The organism is Rhodococcus sp. IEGM 1408 (assembly GCF_033142235.1).
GTDB lineage: Bacteria > Actinomycetota > Actinomycetes > Mycobacteriales > Mycobacteriaceae > Dietzia.
Genome location: NZ_JAWLRW010000003.1, coordinates 58,778 through 75,988, shown reverse-complemented (window position 1 = coordinate 75,988; position 17,211 = coordinate 58,778). Strand labels below are relative to the sequence as shown.

The 17,211-nt window shown below is 71.5% G+C and carries 14 protein-coding genes; 11 read left to right on the top strand and 3 right to left on the bottom strand.

Features of this window, described 5'->3' with window-relative positions; all coding sequences use genetic code 11:
* Nucleotides 1-2: 2 nt before the first annotated feature.
* The 9 genes from R4P08_RS05580 to proB all read left to right on the top strand — a co-directional run bounded on the left by R4P08_RS05580 (nucleotide 3) and on the right by proB (nucleotide 12,875).
* On the top strand, nucleotides 3-2,750 hold the full coding sequence (locus tag R4P08_RS05580) for a valine--tRNA ligase (protein ID WP_317812792.1): 2,748 nt from the start codon (nucleotides 3-5) through the stop codon (nucleotides 2,748-2,750).
* A complete protein-coding gene (gene folC / locus R4P08_RS05575; RefSeq protein ID WP_317812791.1) occupies nucleotides 2,750-4,348 on the top strand; it encodes a bifunctional tetrahydrofolate synthase/dihydrofolate synthase in 1,599 nt (532 codons plus the stop codon). The genes R4P08_RS05580 and folC overlap by 1 nt, the downstream gene beginning before the upstream one ends.
* Nucleotides 4,345-4,761 carry a DUF4233 domain-containing protein gene (locus R4P08_RS05570; RefSeq protein WP_317812790.1) on the top strand — a complete coding sequence of 139 codons (417 nt, stop codon included), beginning with the start codon at nucleotides 4,345-4,347 and terminating at the stop codon, nucleotides 4,759-4,761. Before folC ends, R4P08_RS05570 begins: the two co-directional genes overlap by 4 nt.
* A 30-nt stretch (nucleotides 4,762-4,791) precedes the next feature.
* Nucleotides 4,792-5,202 carry a nucleoside-diphosphate kinase gene (gene ndk / locus R4P08_RS05565; RefSeq protein ID WP_317812789.1) on the top strand — a complete coding sequence of 137 codons (411 nt, stop codon included), beginning with the start codon at nucleotides 4,792-4,794 and terminating at the stop codon, nucleotides 5,200-5,202.
* A gap of 329 nt (nucleotides 5,203-5,531) precedes the next feature.
* Nucleotides 5,532-9,302 (top strand): Rne/Rng family ribonuclease, encoded by a 3,771-nt coding sequence (locus R4P08_RS05560; protein ID WP_317812788.1) that lies wholly within the window; start codon nucleotides 5,532-5,534, stop codon nucleotides 9,300-9,302.
* A gap of 238 nt (nucleotides 9,303-9,540) precedes the next feature.
* Complete coding sequence (gene rplU / locus R4P08_RS05555; RefSeq protein ID WP_317812787.1) at nucleotides 9,541-9,846, top strand: 50S ribosomal protein L21; 306 nt, start codon at nucleotides 9,541-9,543, stop codon at nucleotides 9,844-9,846.
* A gap of 69 nt (nucleotides 9,847-9,915) precedes the next feature.
* Entirely contained in the window at nucleotides 9,916-10,179 is a 264-nt protein-coding gene (gene rpmA / locus R4P08_RS05550; RefSeq protein WP_317812786.1) for a 50S ribosomal protein L27, read from the top strand.
* Nucleotides 10,180-10,305: 126 nt separating this feature from the next.
* A complete protein-coding gene (obgE, locus tag R4P08_RS05545; RefSeq protein WP_317812785.1) occupies nucleotides 10,306-11,766 on the top strand; it encodes a GTPase ObgE in 1,461 nt (486 codons plus the stop codon).
* The gene (gene proB, locus R4P08_RS05540) at nucleotides 11,763-12,875 is read left to right on the top strand and encodes a glutamate 5-kinase (RefSeq protein WP_317812784.1); all 1,113 of its coding nucleotides are present in this window, start codon (nucleotides 11,763-11,765) and stop codon (nucleotides 12,873-12,875) included. The genes obgE and proB overlap by 4 nt, the downstream gene beginning before the upstream one ends.
* A 52-nt stretch (nucleotides 12,876-12,927) precedes the next feature.
* Here the strand turns inward: proB and R4P08_RS05535 are convergent, their stop codons facing one another.
* The 3 genes from R4P08_RS05535 to R4P08_RS05525 are packed head-to-tail and all read right to left on the bottom strand — an operon-like array spanning nucleotide 12,928 to nucleotide 15,306.
* Nucleotides 12,928-13,548: a carbonic anhydrase gene (locus R4P08_RS05535; RefSeq protein ID WP_317812783.1), complete on the bottom strand. Its 621-nt coding sequence runs from the start codon at nucleotides 13,546-13,548 to the stop codon at nucleotides 12,928-12,930.
* 46 nt (nucleotides 13,549-13,594) lie between these two features.
* Nucleotides 13,595-14,485, bottom strand: coding sequence for a Sir2 family NAD-dependent protein deacetylase (locus tag R4P08_RS05530; protein WP_317812782.1), 891 nt, complete (start codon nucleotides 14,483-14,485; stop codon nucleotides 13,595-13,597).
* On the bottom strand, nucleotides 14,482-15,306 hold the full coding sequence (locus tag R4P08_RS05525) for an MBL fold metallo-hydrolase (protein WP_317812781.1): 825 nt from the start codon (nucleotides 15,304-15,306) through the stop codon (nucleotides 14,482-14,484). The genes R4P08_RS05530 and R4P08_RS05525 overlap by 4 nt, the downstream gene beginning before the upstream one ends.
* Before the next feature lie 23 nt (nucleotides 15,307-15,329).
* Here R4P08_RS05525 and R4P08_RS05520 point away from each other — a divergent pair, with 23 nt between their 5' ends.
* Together R4P08_RS05520 and R4P08_RS05515 are read left to right on the top strand one after the other, a co-directional pair.
* A complete protein-coding gene (locus R4P08_RS05520) occupies nucleotides 15,330-16,061 on the top strand; it encodes an AAA family ATPase (RefSeq protein WP_317812780.1) in 732 nt (243 codons plus the stop codon).
* A 129-nt stretch (nucleotides 16,062-16,190) separates the two neighbouring features.
* On the top strand, nucleotides 16,191-17,162 hold the full coding sequence (locus R4P08_RS05515; RefSeq protein WP_317812779.1) for a DUF5995 family protein: 972 nt from the start codon (nucleotides 16,191-16,193) through the stop codon (nucleotides 17,160-17,162).
* Nucleotides 17,163-17,211: the final 49 nt, after the last annotated feature.

Below are 17,211 nucleotides of genomic sequence, written 5' to 3'. Positions count from 1 at the left end.
GGGTGACGACTCCTGCTGCTCCCGGCCCCGACACCGATCGTGCGGACTCCCTCCCCGCCTCCTGGAACCCCGGTGAGGTCGAGTCCGAGCTGTACCGACGCTGGGTCGACGCCGGTTACTTCGAGGCCGATCCCTCCAGTGACAAGCCGGCGTTCTCGGTGGTCCTGCCGCCGCCCAACGTCACCGGCAGCCTCCACATGGGCCACGCGCTCGACCACACGCTCATGGACGTGCTGACCCGCCGCAAGCGGATGCAGGGTTTCGAGGTGCTGTGGCTGCCCGGGATGGACCACGCCGGGATCGCCACCCAGACCCTGGTGGACCGCAAGCTCGCCGCCGAGGGGATCGACCGGCACGAGATCGGCCGCGAGGCCTTCATCGGACGAGTCTGGGAGTGGAAGCGTGAGTCCGGCGGCACGATCGGCGAGCAGATGCGCCGACTCGGCGACGGCGTGGACTGGTCCCGCGAGCGGTTCACCCTGGACGAGGGCCTGTCCCGCGCCGTGCAGACCATCTTCAAGGAGCTCTTCGACCAGGGCCTGATCTACCGCGCCGAGCGGCTGGTCAACTGGTCGCCGACCCTGCAGACCGCCATCTCCGACATCGAGGTCAAATACTCCGACGTCGAGGGTGAGCTGGTCAGCTTCCGCTACGGGTCGATGGACGACTCCCAGCCGCACGTCGTGGTGGCCACCACCCGGCTCGAGACGATGCTGGGCGACACCGCCATCGCCGTGCACCCGGAGGACGAGCGCTACGCCGACCTGGTGGGCACCGAGCTCCCGCACCCGTTCCGCGAGGGCTGGACCATGCGCGTGGTGGCCGACGACTATGTGGACCCGGAGTTCGGCACCGGCGCCGTCAAGGTCACGCCCGCGCACGACCCCAACGACTTCGCGATCGGCCAGCGCCACGGGCTCGAGATGCCCACGATCATGGACGCCGCCGCCCAGATCGCCGACACCGGGACCCGCTACGACGGGATGGACCGGTTCGAGGCGCGCCGGGCGATCCGCGAGGACCTGGCCGCGCAGGGGCGCATCGTCAAGGAGGTGCGCCCGTACCTGCACTCGGTCGGACACTCGGAGCGTTCCGGCGAGCCGATCGAGCCGCGCCTGTCGCTGCAGTGGTGGGTCCGGGTCGAGGAGCTGGCCAAGATGGCCGGCGACGCCGTGCGCGACGGCGACACGGTCATCCACCCGACGAGCCAGGAACCGCGGTGGTTCGACTGGGTCGACGACATGCACGACTGGTGCATCTCCCGCCAGCTGTGGTGGGGCCACCGGATCCCCATCTGGTACGGGCCGTCAGGCGAGGTCGTCTGCGTGGGTGCGGGCGAGCAGCCGCCCGCCGGGTACACCCAGGAGACCGACGTGCTGGACACGTGGTTCTCCTCCGGCCTGTGGCCGTTCTCCACCATGGGCTGGCCCGACCGCACCGCCGACATCGAGCGGTTCTACCCGACATCCGTGCTGGTCACCGGGTACGACATCCTGTTCTTCTGGGTCGCCCGGATGATGATGTTCGGGACCTTCGTGGGCCGCACCCTCACCGGCGAGAACGCCGCCCCGGGCAAGGTGCCGTTCACCGACGTGTTCCTCCACGGGCTGGTCCGCGACGAGCACGGCCAGAAGATGTCCAAGTCCAAGGGCAACGGCATCGACCCCCTGGACTGGGTGGACCGCTTCGGCGCCGACGCCCTGCGCTTCACCCTGGCGCGCGGTGCCAACCCGGGCGGTGACCTCTCCGTTGGCGACGACGCGGCCCAGGCCTCACGCAACTTCGCCACCAAGCTCTTCAACGCCACCCGCTTCGCGCTGATGAACGGCGCGAAGGTGGGGGAGCTCCCGGACGCCTCCGCGCTCACCGACGCCGACCGTTGGATCCTCCACCGGCTCGGCCAGGTCCGCGTGACCGTCGACGACGCCCTGGACCGCTACGAGTTCTCCAAGGCCTGTGAGGCCCTCTTCCACTTCGCGTGGGACGAGGTGTGTGACTGGTACCTGGAGCTGGCCAAGGTCCAGTTCGGGAACGACGACGAGGCGCGCAACTCCGAGCGGGCCGAGCACACCCGACTGGTGCTGGGACACGTCCTCGACGTGGTCCTGCGGATGCTGCACCCGGTCATCCCGTTCGTCACCGAGGTGCTCTGGACCGCGTTGACCGGTCGGGAGTCCGTGGTGATCGCCGACTGGCCCACGGACGTCGTCCCGTCTGACATGGACTCGTCCGACTCGCCCTCGTCCGCCGGCGCCTCGGTCGCTGCGGCGTCCGTCCGCCGCGTGGCCGACGCCCAGACGCTCGTCACCGAGATCCGCCGCTTCCGCTCGGACCAGGGACTCAAGCCCGGCCAGCGGGTCCCCGCCCGGATCGTCGGCGTCGACGACGCCGATCTCCCGGCGGACCTGCTCGACCAGGTGGCCGCACTCGCCAGGCTCACCCCCGCCGGCGACGACTTCACCGCCTCCGCCTCGCTGGAGGTGCGGTTGGGGCTGGCGACGGTGGGCGTCGAGATCGACACCTCCGGGACCATCGACCTCGCCGCCGAGCGCCGCCGACTGGAGAAGGACCTCGCGAGTGCGCGCAAGGAGCTGGAGACCACCGGTGCCAAGTTGGGCAACGAGGCGTTCCTCGGCAAGGCCCCCGACCATGTAGTGGAGAAGATCCGCGCACGACGGGACCTGGCCGAGACCGATGTCACCAGGATCACCGCCCGCCTCGAGGCCATCCCGGCCGGGAGCGCGGTCTGATGGCCGGCCCGAGGTGGCTCCCGCCGCACGACCCGGCTGAGGGCTGGGACACCCCCACCGAGGAGGACGTCGCCGACATGCTCGGCGAGGAGGGCCTGGTCTCGGGCGTCTCGCTCGGCGGACCGCTCCCCGGGGACGAGGACGGCGACGGTGACGACCACCAGGCGCCGCGCCCGATCCCCGAGGTGGGCAGCCCCGAATGGCAGGCCGACACGGCCGACCTCGCGGCCGTCGAGGAGGAACTGGCCACCCGCTGGCCGGAGAGCAAGCTCGAACCGAGCCTGGACCGGATCGCGGAACTGACCACTGTCCTCGGCGACCCGCAGCACACCTACCCCGTCATCCACGTGGCCGGGACCAACGGAAAGACCTCGGTCACGCGGATGATCGACGCGCTGCTGCGAGCCCTGCATCAGCGCACCGGGCGCAACACCAGCCCTCACCTGCAGAGTGTCACCGAGCGCATCGCCGTGGACGGCGAGCCGGTGACCGCGCGGCTGTTCGTGGACAGCTACCGCGAACTGCAGCCCTACCTGGAACTCGTCGACCAGCGTTCCGAGGCCGGGGGCAGGCCCCGGATGAGCTACTTCGAGGTGATCACCACCATGGCGTTCGCGGCCTTCGCCGACGCGCCCGTGGACGTGGCCGTGGTGGAGACGGGGATGGGCGGGACCTGGGACGCCACCAACGTGGTGCGGCCGGCCGTGGCCGTCGTCACCCCGGTGGGCATGGACCACACCGAGTACCTCGGTGACGACCTCGCGACGATCGCGGGGGAGAAGGCGGGGATCATCCAACCGGGTCCCGAGGACGAGCTGCTGCCCCGGGATCCGATCGCCGTGATCGGCCGCCAGGAGCCCGAGGCCATGGAGGTGCTGCTGCGTCGCGCCGTCGAGGTGGGGGCGGTGGTGGCCCGGTTGGGCTCGGAGTTCGACGTGGTCGAGCGCCGCCTCGCCGTGGGTGGGCAGCAGCTCACCCTGCGCGGCCTCGGGGGTGAGTACCCCGAGGTGTTCCTGCCGCTGTTCGGCGAACACCAGGCCGACAACGCCGCCACCGCACTCGCCGCCGTCGAGGCGTTCTTCGGGGCCGGTCCCGACCGGGCGCTCGACCCCGAGCTCATCCGCGCCGGGTTCGCCGCCGTGGACAACCCCGGCCGCCTCGAGCGGCTCAGCTCGAGCCCGACCGTGCTGGTGGACGCCGCGCACAACGGCCACGGCGGTCGCGCACTCGCGCAGGCGGTCAGCTCGGAGTTCGACTTCAAGCGGCTCGTCGCCGTGGTGGCCATGCTCGACGGCAAGGACGCCGACGCGTTCCTCGCGGCGCTCGAGCCGGTCGTCGACGAGGTCGTCGTCACCCGGGCGGCGTCGCCGCGCGCGATGGCCCTCGACGAGCTCGCCCGCATCGCCGAGGAGAGGTTCACCCCCCAGCGGGTCCACGTGGTCGAGTCCCTCCCCGACGCGGTCAGCGCCGCGCTCGACCTGGTGGGCGTCCCGGATCCGACGGCCGACGACGACGTGTCCGGCGTCGGCGTGATCGTCACGGGATCCGTGGTGACCGTCGGGGCCGCCCGCGATCTGTTTGGAAAGGACGCCCAGTGACCGATCCGATCCGGGCTAATCCCCTGGAGACTGCCCACGAACCCTCGGTGGATCTGTGGAAGGGCCTGCGCGGCATCATGGCGGGCACGCTCGTGCTCGAGGCGATCGTCATCGGCCTGGTCCTCACGGTGATCGCGCGGGTCGACGGCGGGGCGCACTTCCAGTCCTGGAAGGTGTGGTTTGTCAGCCTGCTCGCGATCGCGATGATCGTGGCCAGCGGTCTGCAGCGGCGCCCCTGGGCGATCCCGATGAACCTGACCCTCGCCGGGTTGGCCGTGGCCGGTTGGGCCGTGCACTGGTCGATGGGCGTGTGTGGCCTGCTGTTCGCGGCGGTGTGGGCGTACGTGCTCTACCTGCGGCGGGACCTGGCCCGGCGGATGGCCGGGGGCTACCTGCCCAGCCAGCACGACTGACACGCGACCCGCACTTGTAGCATTGCCGCCGTGACCGAGAGAACCTTCTTCCTTATCAAGCCCGACGGCGTCCAGCGCGGCCTGACCGGCACCATCCTGGCGCGCATCGAGGCCAAGGGCCTCGGCCTCGTTGCCATGGACATGCGTTCCGTGCCCCGGGAGACCGCGGCCGAGCACTATGCCGAGCACGCCGAGCGTCCGTTCTACGGCGACCTGCTCGAGTTCATCACCTCCGGGCCGGTCGTGGCGGGCGTCGTCGAGGGCCCCCGCGCTATTGCCGCGTGGCGCCAGCTCGCCGGCGGCACCGACCCCGTGGAGAAGGCCGCCCCCGGGTCCATCCGCGGCGACTTCGGCCTGGAGACCCAGTTCAACCTCGTCCACGGGTCGGACTCCGAGGAGTCCGCCGCTCGCGAGATCGCGCTCTGGTTCCCCGACCTCTGATCTGACGTCTCTCCGCAGCGATCGCGCTGGAAGCACCCGTCGGTCCCCGGACCGGTGGGTGCTTTTCCTATTTCTCCCCGCCCGCGCGGCGACGGATCGCCCGTGCATGTGGGAGAATGTCGGCAGCCCACCTTCTTGGCGAGCGGACCACCAGTTCGCCCCGGATCGGGCGCCCGCCATCTGCGGCTCGGATCACACCGGTACCGCGGACCAAAAAACATAGCCCCACCCGAGGTGGGGCCAGATAGAGTGCCGACCCCGTGCGGCGGCGTGGGTCACCGGAAGTCTCGGTGACGTGATCGCGCCCGGAGTCCGGCCAGAGGAGACAAGTGTCGGATTCGAACCTGACCATCGACGATCTCAACGCGCTACCCGAGAAGATGCGCGCGCACGCGGCCGCCAAGGCCGTTGGGATGACCAGCAAGGAGTTCCTGACCGCCATGGCCGGCATCGGCGTGGAGGTCAGGAGCGCCCAGTCCTCGGTGCCCCGCGCGGTGCTGCTCACCTGGTTCGCCAACAGCACCTCGAGCAGCAGCGATGCCGGCAGCAGCGATGGCGGGGGCAGTGGTGCTGACGGGCCCGCAGCGGTGGCGCCCGTCGTCGTCGAGGACGCCCCGTCGGCCGATGCCTCGGTTGCCGTGGAGGACGCCCCTGCCGAGAAGCCCACCCGTCGGGCACCCGCGAAGAAGGCTCCCGCGAAGAAGGCTGCCGCCAAGAAGGCTGCCGCGGAGCAGGTTCCCGCGGAGCAGGTTCCCGCGGAGCAGGCTGCCGCCAAGCAGGCTCCCGCCAAGAAGGCCACTGCGCGCAAGGCCTCGTCGGCGAAGGCCGCGCCCGCCGGGTCGGACGCCCCGGTCCGCCGGCCGCTGCCGGAGATGTCCATCGTGACCGGAGAGGTCGGGACGGCGGAGCCCGGCAATCACCGGCGTCGATCCACCGCGACGCCCTCGTTCTCCCCCCTGTTCCTCTCGCCTGACGAGGCGGCTGCCAAGACCGCGCAGGAGCGGTCCACGCGCTCGAGGTCGACGGAGCCTGAGACCGCCCGGACCGAGACCGCCCGGACCGACAGCACCCGGTCGGGCAGCAGCCCGACCGGTCGTGGCCAGTCCGGCCGTGACCAGTCCGAGGACACGGGCGTTGAGGCCGCGGACGAGACGGAGTCGCAGGACGACGTCGACATCACGGACGAGCAGAACGACGCGGGCGACGGCAGTGCCCGCCGGCGCCGTCGCGGCCGTCGCGGCCGTGGTCGTGGCCGGGGCGAGAACTTTGACGAGCAGGACACCGAGAACGCCGGGGACACCGAGAACGCGCAGAACAAGGACAACGAGAACGGGAGCGAGGACGACGACGGCGCGGGAGACACCGACGCTGCGGACGAGACCTCCAGCAGCTCCGTTCGGGACGACGTCTCCGACTCCTTCGACAGCAGCACGGCCGACGACGCCGACGGGCAGGGCGACTCCGGAGACGACTCCTCCGAGGACGACTCCGACGGGTCCGACGGGTCACCGTCCGGTTCACGTCGTCGCCGTCGTCGTCGTCGTCGTGGTGGGGCTTCCGGCTCCGACGACAACCAGGCCTCCGGTGACGATGCGCCCCAGGCGGAGGTCAGCGACCAGGAGTCGCGTCGTCGACCCGCACGCGGGGGACAGAGCGCGGGCTCGGGCTCGGGTTCAGGTGCCAGCACCAGTACGTCCGCGGACGAGGTCCAGGGCATCACGAGCTCGACGCGGCTCGAGGCCAAGCGTCAGCGCCGCCGCGACGGGCGCGAGGCCGGCCGCCGCCGTCAGCCGATCCTGTCCGAGTCCGAGTTCCTGGCGCGCCGCGAGTCCGTCGACCGCGTGATGGTCGTGCGGGAGAAGCAGCGGGCCGACGGCGACGGGGTCATGACCCAGGTCGGCGTGATCGAGGACAAGGTGCTGGTCGAGCACTTCGTCACCACCGAGTCCGCGCGGTCGATGGTGGGCAACGTCTTCCTCGGCCGCGTCCAGAACGTCCTGCCCAGCATGGAGGCGGCGTTCGTGGACATCGGCCGCGGCCGCAACGGCGTCCTGTACGCCGGCGAGGTCAACTGGGAGGCTGCCGGGCTCGGTGGCAAGGCCCGGCGGATCGAGCAGGCGCTCAAGCCCGGGACGATGGTCCTGGTGCAGGTCACCAAGGACCCGATCGGGCAGAAGGGCGCCCGTCTGACCACGCAGATCTCGCTGGCCGGCCGGTTCCTGGTCTACGTCCCGGACGGCAACTCCACGGGCATCTCCCGCAAGCTCCCCGACACCGAGCGGCGCCGGCTCAAGGCGATCCTCAAGGACGTCGTCCCCGAGGGCTCGGGTGTCATCATCCGCACGGCGGCCGAGGGCGTGAGCGAGGAGGAGATCGGGCGGGACGTCGAACGACTGGCGGCCCAGTGGACCGAGATCTCCGAGGCCGCCGCCAAGCGGACCTCGTCCGGCGCCGGGACCCCGGTTGCCCTCTACGAGGAGCCGGACCTGCTGGTCAAGGTGGTCCGCGACCTGTTCAACGAGGACTTCACCAAGCTCGTCATCCAGGGCGAGACGTCCTGGAACATCGTGCGCGACTACGTCTCGCGGGTCGCGCCGGAGATGACCGAGCGGCTCGAGCGGTACGAGAACCCGGACCTCGACGTGTTTGCCACGTACCGCGTGGACGAGCAGCTGGCCAAGGCGCTCGACCGCAAGGTGTGGCTGCCGTCGGGTGGTTCGCTGGTGATCGACCGCACCGAGGCCATGACCGTCGTGGACGTCAACACGGGCAAGTACACCGGTTCGGGCGGCAACCTCGAGGAGACCGTCACCAAGAACAACCTGGAGGCGGCCGAGGAGGTCGTCCGCCAGCTGCGCCTGCGCGACGTGGGCGGGATGGTGGTCATCGACTTCATCGACATGGTTCTGGAGGGCAACCGCGACCTCGTGCTGCGGCGACTCACCGAGGCGCTCGGCCGTGACCGCACCCGTCACCAGGTCTCCGAGGTCACCTCGCTGGGCCTGGTCCAGCTGACCCGCAAGAAGCTCGGCACCGGGCTGATCGAGGCGTTTTCCACTCCGTGCGAGCACTGCCAGGGCCGCGGCCTGATCGTCCACTCCGACCCGGTTCACACCGAGTCGCACAACGCGGACGAGGCCGGTGCCCGCAAGGGTCGACGGCGTGGCGGCAAGGGCTCGGACGGGTCGTGCTCGGGTCAGTCAGAGAGCTCGTCCCCGTCGGTGTCCGCGCCCAGGCAGACGCCCAGGAAGGACGGCCCGGCACCGGCCGCCCACCCGGCCGCTCTCGCGATCTCCCGTCAGGAAGCCGACCAGGCCGCCGCCGACGCTGCTGCTGCGGCCGACGTGAAGGCTGGCGCCAACGCGAAGGCTGCTGTGGACGCCAAGGCTTCCGCGGCTTCCGCTGCCGCCGCTGCCAAGGCGAAGGCCCCCGCGGCAGTCGAGGCTTCGCCGGCGGCGGAGACCCCCGTCTCCTCCGGGGCGACCACGGGGTCAACCGAGTCCACCGGGGCAACCGAGTCGGCGGCCACGGCGGAGGACGCGAGCTCCTCGGATGCGGCCGGAACGCGGCCGTCTCGTCGTCGTCGTCGCTCCACGCGTCGCCCGGCCGACGGGGCAGCGGTTCCGGCGGTCACGACGGCGGACGAGTCCACTGTTGCGGCAGGCACGGCAGGGGCAACAGGCGCGGCGGAGGCCACGGAGTCCCCGGCGGCCGAAGCCGAGGTCGTCGCAGCGGCGTCAGAGGCCGTGCAGGCGATGTCGACCCAGGAACCGGTAGTCGAGGTGGCCCCTGTGGTCGCAACGGCGCCGGCCGAGCCCGAGCCCGAGGCCGAGCCCGCCGCGCAGACGGGGTCGTCCGGTCGGCGTCCCCGCCGGCGGTCCACCCGTCGCGAGGCCGGCTCCGCCGCCCCCGCGGTGGCCGAGCAGGAATCCACGGCCGTCGCGGCGGCCACGGTCGAGACAGCCCCGGTCGAGGCAACGTCGGTCGAGGCCGCGCCACTGGCCGAGGTCCCGCCTGTGGTCGTCGCGGAACCGCGCAAGCGCCCCGCCAGGCGCCGTGCCACCCGGTCGACGACCGCCCCGGCGGGCACCGAGCAGTAGGGGTCAGCGGCCCGGCGGCACGGTCGGTTTGACCTGCTGTACCGCCGGGCCGTAACCTTGACAAGTCGCTCGTCGCGGCGCTATGTCGTCGCGCGAGAAGTCGCGGGTCGGGCCTGAGAGGGCTTTGAAGACCTGCGATTCTGGCCGACGAGAGTCGGCGAGTAAGAGAGAACACCGCACATACGGTGTGGATGCCCTTCAGGCGCCCACACACCCGAGCAGCAAGGGGAAGCCCTCGATGTACGCGATCGTCAAGACCGGCGGCAAGCAGTACAAGGTCGCCGAAGGGGACCACGTCAAGGTCGAGAAGCTCGAGGGCGGGGCCGGAACCTCCGTGTCCCTGTCCCCGATCCTCGTGGTGGACGGCTCGACCGTCACCTCCGCCGCCGACGCCCTGGCCAAGGTCACCGTCTCCGGCGAGATCGTCGAGCAGACCAAGGGACCGAAGATCCGGATCCACAAGTTCAAGAACAAGACCGGGTACCACAAGCGTCAGGGCCACCGTCAGAAGCTGACGGTTCTCAAGATCACCGGTATCAAGTAATCCACTTCCGGCCACCACGGCCACCAGTTCAGCGTCCTCGGGCGCGGTTCCTTAAGGAGGGACTCTGACATGGCACATAAGAAGGGTGCGGCGAGCTCGCGCAACGGTCGCGACTCCAACGCTCAGCGCCTCGGCGTCAAGCGCTTCGGCGGCCAGGAAGTCAACGCAGGCGAGATCCTGATCCGCCAGCGTGGCACCAAGTTCCACCCGGGCGTCGGCGTCGGCCGTGGCGGCGACGACACGCTGTTCGCTCTCGCCGCCGGTGCGGTCGAGTTCGGCACCAAGCGTGGCCGCAAGACCATCAACATCGTGCCGGCCGGCGTCGAGGCCTGACCCGGCTGCCACTGAAACACGATTCGCCCTCGGGGGCCGGGCGGGGTCTGCTGACCTCACGCCCGGTCCCCGAGAGTTTTTCCGCCACATAATGCACGTCCCACGACCAACAGGAGGAGTCCGCATATGTCGAGATTCATCGACCGCGTAGTGCTCCACCTCGCGGCCGGGGACGGCGGCCGCGGCTGCTCGTCCGTGCACCGCGAGAAGTTCAAGCCGCTCGGCGGCCCCGACGGCGGCAACGGCGGCAGTGGCGGGGACGTGATCCTGGTGGTGGACCCCCAGGTCCACACCCTGCTCGACTTCCACTTCCGGCCCCACGCGCGCGCCGGCAAGGGTCAGGCGGGGATGGGCGCCAACCGCAACGGCGCCCAGGGCGAAGACCTCGTCATGGCAGTGCCGCCCGGAACCGTGGTGCTCGACCAGAACGGTGAACTCCTGGCCGACCTCACCGGAGCAGGCACCCGGTTCGTCGCCGCCGAGGGCGGCAAGGGCGGACTGGGTAACGCGGCGCTGGCGTCCCGCGCCCGCAAGGCCCCCGGTTTCGCCCTGCTCGGCGAGCCGGGTGAGGAGCGCGACGTGACGCTCGAACTCAAGTCCATGGCGGACGTCGGGCTGGTCGGTTTCCCGTCAGCCGGCAAGTCCTCGCTGGTGTCGGTACTGTCCGCGGCCAAGCCCAAGATCGCGGACTACCCGTTCACCACGCTGGCGCCCAACCTCGGCGTGGTCTCGGTGGGCGACGACACGTTCACCATCGCCGACGTCCCCGGCCTCATCCCCGGCGCCAGCGAGGGCCGCGGGCTCGGTCTGGACTTCCTGCGCCACATCGAGCGCACGGCCGTGCTGGCCCACGTGGTGGACTGCGCGAACCTCGAAGCCGATCGCGACCCGATCTCGGACGTCGACGCGCTCGAGGCCGAGCTCGCCGCCTACCAGCCGGAGCTGGCCGACGCCGGCCTCGGCGACCTGGCCGACCGGCCGCGGGTCGTGGTGCTCAACAAGATCGACATCCCCGATGCCGCGGACATGGCCGAGATGGTCACCGCCCACTTCGAGGCCAAGGGCTGGCCGGTCTACGCCATCTCGGCCGTCGCCCACAGGGGCCTCGACGAGCTGCGCTACGGGCTCTTCGAGCTGATCAAGGCACACCGGAAGGCCAACCCCCCGGCGGCGCCCGAGCGGATCGTGCTGCGTCCGCGCGCGGTCGACGTCGAGGAGTTCCAGATCCGAAAGGATCCGAACGAGGCCGGCGCCTTTGTGGTGTCGGGAGCCAAGCCCGAGCGGTGGATCAAGCAGACGGACTTCGAGAACGACGAGGCCGTGGGCTTCCTCGGCGACCGCCTGTCCCGGCTCGGCGTGGAGACCGCACTCATCAAGGCCGGCGCCGAGGAAGGGTGCACGGTCACCATCGGCGACGTCTCGTTTGCCTGGGAGCCGCAGACCCCCGCGGGCGTGGACCTCATGCGCACCGGCCGCGGCACCGACATCCGCCTCGAGGACGAGAGTCGGGTGGGCGCCCACGAGCGCAAGTACCGCAAGCGGGTGCGACGCGGGCTGATCGATCCCGACGAGGAGATCCTGGAGTGACCCCGGAGCGGGACCTGCGCCGCCGCATCGGCTCGGCCCGCCGCGTGGTGGTCAAGATCGGGTCCTCCGCCATCACGAGCTTCGAGGGTGGGATCCGCCGCGCGCAGCTCGACGCCCTGGCCGACGTCTGTCAGACCCGGATGGATGCGGGTTCGGACGTGTTCGTGGTCTCCTCCGGCGCCATCGGCGCGGGGATGTCCCCGCTCGGCATGACGACCCGGCCCTCCACCCTCGCCGCCAAGCAGGCCGCCGCCAGCGTCGGACAGCTCGAGCTGGCGCGGGCCTGGGGCGATTCCTTCGCCCGCTACGACCGCGTGGTCGGGCAGGTCCTGCTCACCGCGGGCGACGTCGGCCGCCGGGAGAGCGCCGCCAACGCCCAGCGCACGCTGGACCGGCTGCGCACGCTCAAGGCCGTCCCGGTGATCAACGAGAACGACACGGTGGCCACCAACGAGATCCGCTTCGGCGACAACGACCGTCTGGCCGCGCTGGTCGCGCACCTGACCAGCGCCGACGCCCTGATCCTGCTCTCGGACGTGGACGCGCTGTACGACTCCGACCCGCGCAAGGGCGGCGCCACCCCGGTGTCGATGGTCGCCGGGATGGAGGACCTGGACGGCGTGGTGGCCGGCGCGGGCGGCGCCCTCGGAACCGGGGGGATGGCCTCCAAGCTGGCGGCTGCCCGCCTGGCCGCCGACGCCGGGATCCCTGTCCTGCTCACCGCCGCCGAGCGGGCATCCCGAGCCCTCTCGGGCGACCCGGACGTGGGCACGGTCTTCGCGCCCCGGCCCGAGCGGATGACCGCGCGCCGGTTCTGGGTCCGCCACGCCGCCGACGCGCACGGCGCGGTGGTCCTGGACGACGGCGCGGTCCGGGCCGTCACCAGGTCCCGGCGGTCGCTGCTCCTGGCCGGGGTGACCGGTGTCGACGGGCTGTTCCACTTCGGCGACGTGATCGAGATGCACGACCACGCGGGGGAGACCGTCGCGCGGGGGATCGCCCAGTACGACTCGATCGAGGTGCGCGGCCGACTGGCCGAGCGCGCGTCGGGCTCCGATATCGGCCAGGGACGCCCGCTGGTCCACGCCGACGACCTCGTGCCCGTCTGACCGGTAGGACCGGGTCCTCCCCGCCCGACCGGTCCGACCCGCCTGACCGCTCCTAGAGGCTGATCCGGCCCTCGGTGTGGACCGGGGTGACGGTGCCCTCGGCGAGGTTGTAGAGCGCCCCGACGATCGCGGTACGGCCCTCGGTGATGGCGCGGTCGACCGCCGCGGACTTCTCGCGGATCGCGGTGACCGTCTGGCGCACGTTCTCGATCACGATGTCGTCGTACCCCGCCGCCGGGTCGCGCCGCGCCTCGAACACCGCCGGCGAGATGCGCTCCACCACGTCGCGCAGGTAGCCCGACGGCGTGGAGTGCGAGTCGATCGCGGCGATGGTCGCCCCCACGGCGCCGCACGAGGTGTGCCCGAGCACCAGGGTCAGCGGGATGCCGAGCACGTCCACGCCGAACTCGATCGATCCCAGGACCGACGGGTCCACGATGTGGCCGGCGTTGCGGATGACGAACAGGTCGCCCAGGCCCTGGTCAAAGACGACCTCGGCGGGCACGCGCGAGTCGGCGCAGCCGAAGACCATGCCGAAGGGGTGCTGCGCGTCGGCGAGCTCGGCGCGGCGGGAGGGGTCCTGGTGGGCGTGGTGTCCCGCGCCGTCCACGTAGCGGCGGTTGCCCGTGAGGAGTCGGTCGAGTGCGGCATCGGGAGTCAGGTCAGTGCTCATCCCTCCATTTTGCGCCTGCCGCGGAGCGCCGGACCACCGGGCCCCGTCATGCTCTCGGGCCGAGCGCTCGATCGACCAGGGTGAGCACCTCCACGCAGTCGCCGTCGACGGTGAGCGTGGCCTCGGCGTGCGCGCGGGTGTGGCCGCGGTTGACCACGGCCACAGGGGTGTCGGTGGTGGTCGCGCGCCGCACGAACCGGTAGCCGGACCGGACCGTGAGTGAGGAGCCCACGACGACGACGAGGTCGGACTCGTCCACCAGGGCGTTGGCCTCGTGCACGCGATGCGCGGGGACGTTCTCCCCGAAGTAGACGATGTCCGGCTTGAGCACGCCGGCACAGCGGCGGCAGTCCACCATCCGGAAGTCGGCGGTGTCCTCCAGTACCGCGTCGGCGTCCGGGGCGACCTCGATGGCCCCGCGGCCGGCCACCCGCTCGGCGAACCCGGGATTGAGGCGGTCGAGTTCCTCGTGCAGCGCCCAGCGGCTCTGGCGTAGGCCGCAGCCCAGGCACGTGACCACGGCGTAGGTGCCGTGTAGGTCGACCAGTCGGCGGCTGCCGGCCTTGAGGTGCAGCAGATCCACGTTCTGCGTGATGACCCCCGCGACCAGGCCGCGTCGTTCCCAGTCGGCCAGCAGCAGGTGCGCGGCATTGGGGCGGGCGGCCTCCATGTGCTTCCAGCCCAGGTGGTTGCGGGCCCAGTAGTGGCGGCGGAACGCGGGGTCGCCCACGAACTGCTGGAACGTCATCGGGGTCCGGGCGGGGGAGTCCGGTCCGCGGTAGTCGGGGATGCCCGAGGGGGTGGAGATCCCCGCCCCGGTCAGGATGGTCGCGCGCCGGTCGCGGAGCAGATCCGCCAGCGCGGCCGCCCGCTCGGGCAGATCGTGGTCCGGTCGGGTGCGCTCGGCTGGCGTCCAGGCGGTCTCCCGGATCCTCATCTCGCGAGGTCTCCTGAGTCACCCGGTCCCCGCAGGCCGCCCGGGCCCGAGGCGTCGTGCGCGCACACCACGTCCAGGTTCTCGCGGCGGCGGCGGGCCAGCGCGGCGAGCCGGGCGTGGGTCAGCTCGATCGCCGCCGGTTGGAGCGCGATGAGGCGTTCCGGGACGGCGATCAGCTTCGGGGGACGAACCGACGGGTCGAGCTGACCGCGGTGGTAGAAGGCGTCTCCGGCGTGCAGCACGTCCTTCTTGTCGTCGTCCCCACTCCCTCCGCCACTCCCGCCTCCCCGGACCAGGACCCCCGCGTGCCCCACGGCGTGACCCGGGAGATCCACCAGCACCATCCCCTCGACCACGTGGTCCAGGGGATGGGCTCGGAAGCCCTCCCACCGGTCGGTTCCGTAGGTGTACTCGCAGAAGTGTGGCCCGTGCGCCCACTGGATGCGCCGGTAGCGGCGGCGCTCGAGGAAGCGTGGGGTGCGCACCGCCCACGTCAGGGCCTCGGAGGCCACGTGCACCTGCGCCTCGGGGAAGTCGGCGAGCCCGCCGATGTGGTCGGCGTCCAGGTGGGTGAGCACGATGTGCCGGACGTCTCGGGGATCCAGGCCCAGGGCCGCGATGCGCTGGTGTGCGGTCTCGGCAGGGTCGAGGCGGGCGCGCAGCAGGTGCCGGGCCGGGCCCAGGCGGGTGGCCGGGTCGGCGATGTCCTGCAGGCCGAGGCCGGTGTCGACCAGCACCAGGCCGTCCGGCGCCTCGAGGAGGAGCACGCGGCAGGGGACCAGACCGGCGAGCGTCCCGCAGTTGATCTGGTGGATCCGCATGACGGCCACGGTACCGTGGCCGCGTGAGACGAGACGGTGTGCTGGACCCGCGGCCGGTCGTGCGCGTCGCGGTGGACGCAGGCCTGGCCGGGCACCCCGAGGCCTGGCCGTATTCGATCCCCGCGGTGGCGGATCTGACCCGCGACGGGCTCGAGCTCGAGGACCTCACGATCCTGGTGGGGGAGAACGGCGCGGGCAAGTCCACGATCGTCGAGGCCGTGGCCATGGCGTACGGGCTGAACTCCGAGGGCGGGTCCGTGAACTCGCGCAACTCCACGTGGGCGTCCGAATCCGTCCTGCACTCGGCGCTCCGCCTGGTGCGCGGGGGAGCGGCGCCGAAGTGGGGGTACTTCCTGCGCGCCGAGACCATGCACGGGTTGTTCACCTACCTGCAGTCCACCGGCCCCGAGCACGACTTCCACTCGCGCAGCCACGGCGAGGCGTTCTGGGACATGCTCACCACCTCCCGGTTCTCGGGCGGAGGACTGTTCGTCCTGGACGAGCCCGAGGCGGGACTGTCCTTCGACGCCCAGCTCCGCCTGGTCGCCCTGCTTCTGGAGTTGGCCGGGCGCCGGGGCGCGCAGGTGCTCCTGGCCACGCACTCGCCGGTGCTGGCCTCCGTTCCGGGAGCCGCGCTGTACGAGCTCTCCGACGACGGGATGCGCCGCAGCCGGTGGGAGGACCTGGCGATGGTGAACCACTACCGCCGGTACCTCGCGGCGCCCGAGTCGTACCTGCGGCATCTGCTGGAGTGAGCCGCAGCGGTTGCCGTCAGTCACCGCGGCAGTACCGTGCCCACCATGATCGCGACGAGCCGTCGGACATCCGCACTCTCGTGTGTCGCCCGGTGCGGTGCCTGGTGTGTCGCCTGGTGTGCTGCCGCCATGCTCGTCGTTCTCCCGGTGGGCACCGCCTCGGCCGTGCCGACCCCGGCCGGATCGACCGCGGCCGAGCTGACCCCGGCCGGATCGGCCGCGCAATCCTCGAACGCCCATTCCTCGACCGCGCCTTCCTCTACTGCGGTGCCCTCCCCACCTGCGCTGCCTCCGGGTGAGATTCCGAGGAGCGCGTGCGGAGCCCCGCTGACTGACGCTGACCTCGCCCGGCTCCGCGTGCTCGCCGCGCCGGCCACGGAACCCGCGGCGGACACCCTCGGACAATTCGAGCAGCGGGTGGCCTCCAGTCGCGAGATTCATGACCTCCTCGCCGCGCGCGGTGACCGCCGGGGGCTGTTCGGGGTCGGCCTCGACGAGGTGGAGTCCGACCCGGTGCTGCCGATGCAGCGGCGCGGGGTGGCCCCCGACCCGGAGTGGGCTCGCCGAGTGAGCCTGTTGCTGCTCGAGCCCTACCTCGCCGCGGTCCACGCCCATTTCACCGGCGCGCCCGTCGACGAGCACTGGAAGCGCTACTTCGACCTCGCCACGGATTGTCGGCAGCGCCCCGCGTTCGTAGCCATGACCGGGTACAACGCGCACCTCACAGTCGACCTCGCGCGGGCGGTGGCGACCAGCCGGACCCGCCCCGACCACGCGGCCGGTTACTTTGAAATCGTCGGCGGTATCGCCGACCACAGCGATCTCATCATCGACCGCACCCGCCGCGAATACGGCGCGGACCTCGGCCCCCTGTGGAACCTGTACACGGTGGGGCCCGCGGTCGACTCGATCACCGGCCCCGGTGTGGGCTCGGGTGCGCTCCTGCGGTTCGGCGACCAGGCGTACAGCTCACTGGCATTCGTCCACGGTCTCGCCCTCCAGGACCCGGCGGTCGCGCCGACGGCCGCAGGCCAGGTCCTCGGACTGTGGGTCGACGCCGACCTGGCGCTCCAGTCGATCACGCAGCTGGGCGGACTCTGAAACCTCGAACGGTCCGGGTAACGGACATGGCAAGTGGACGAGGCGGCAC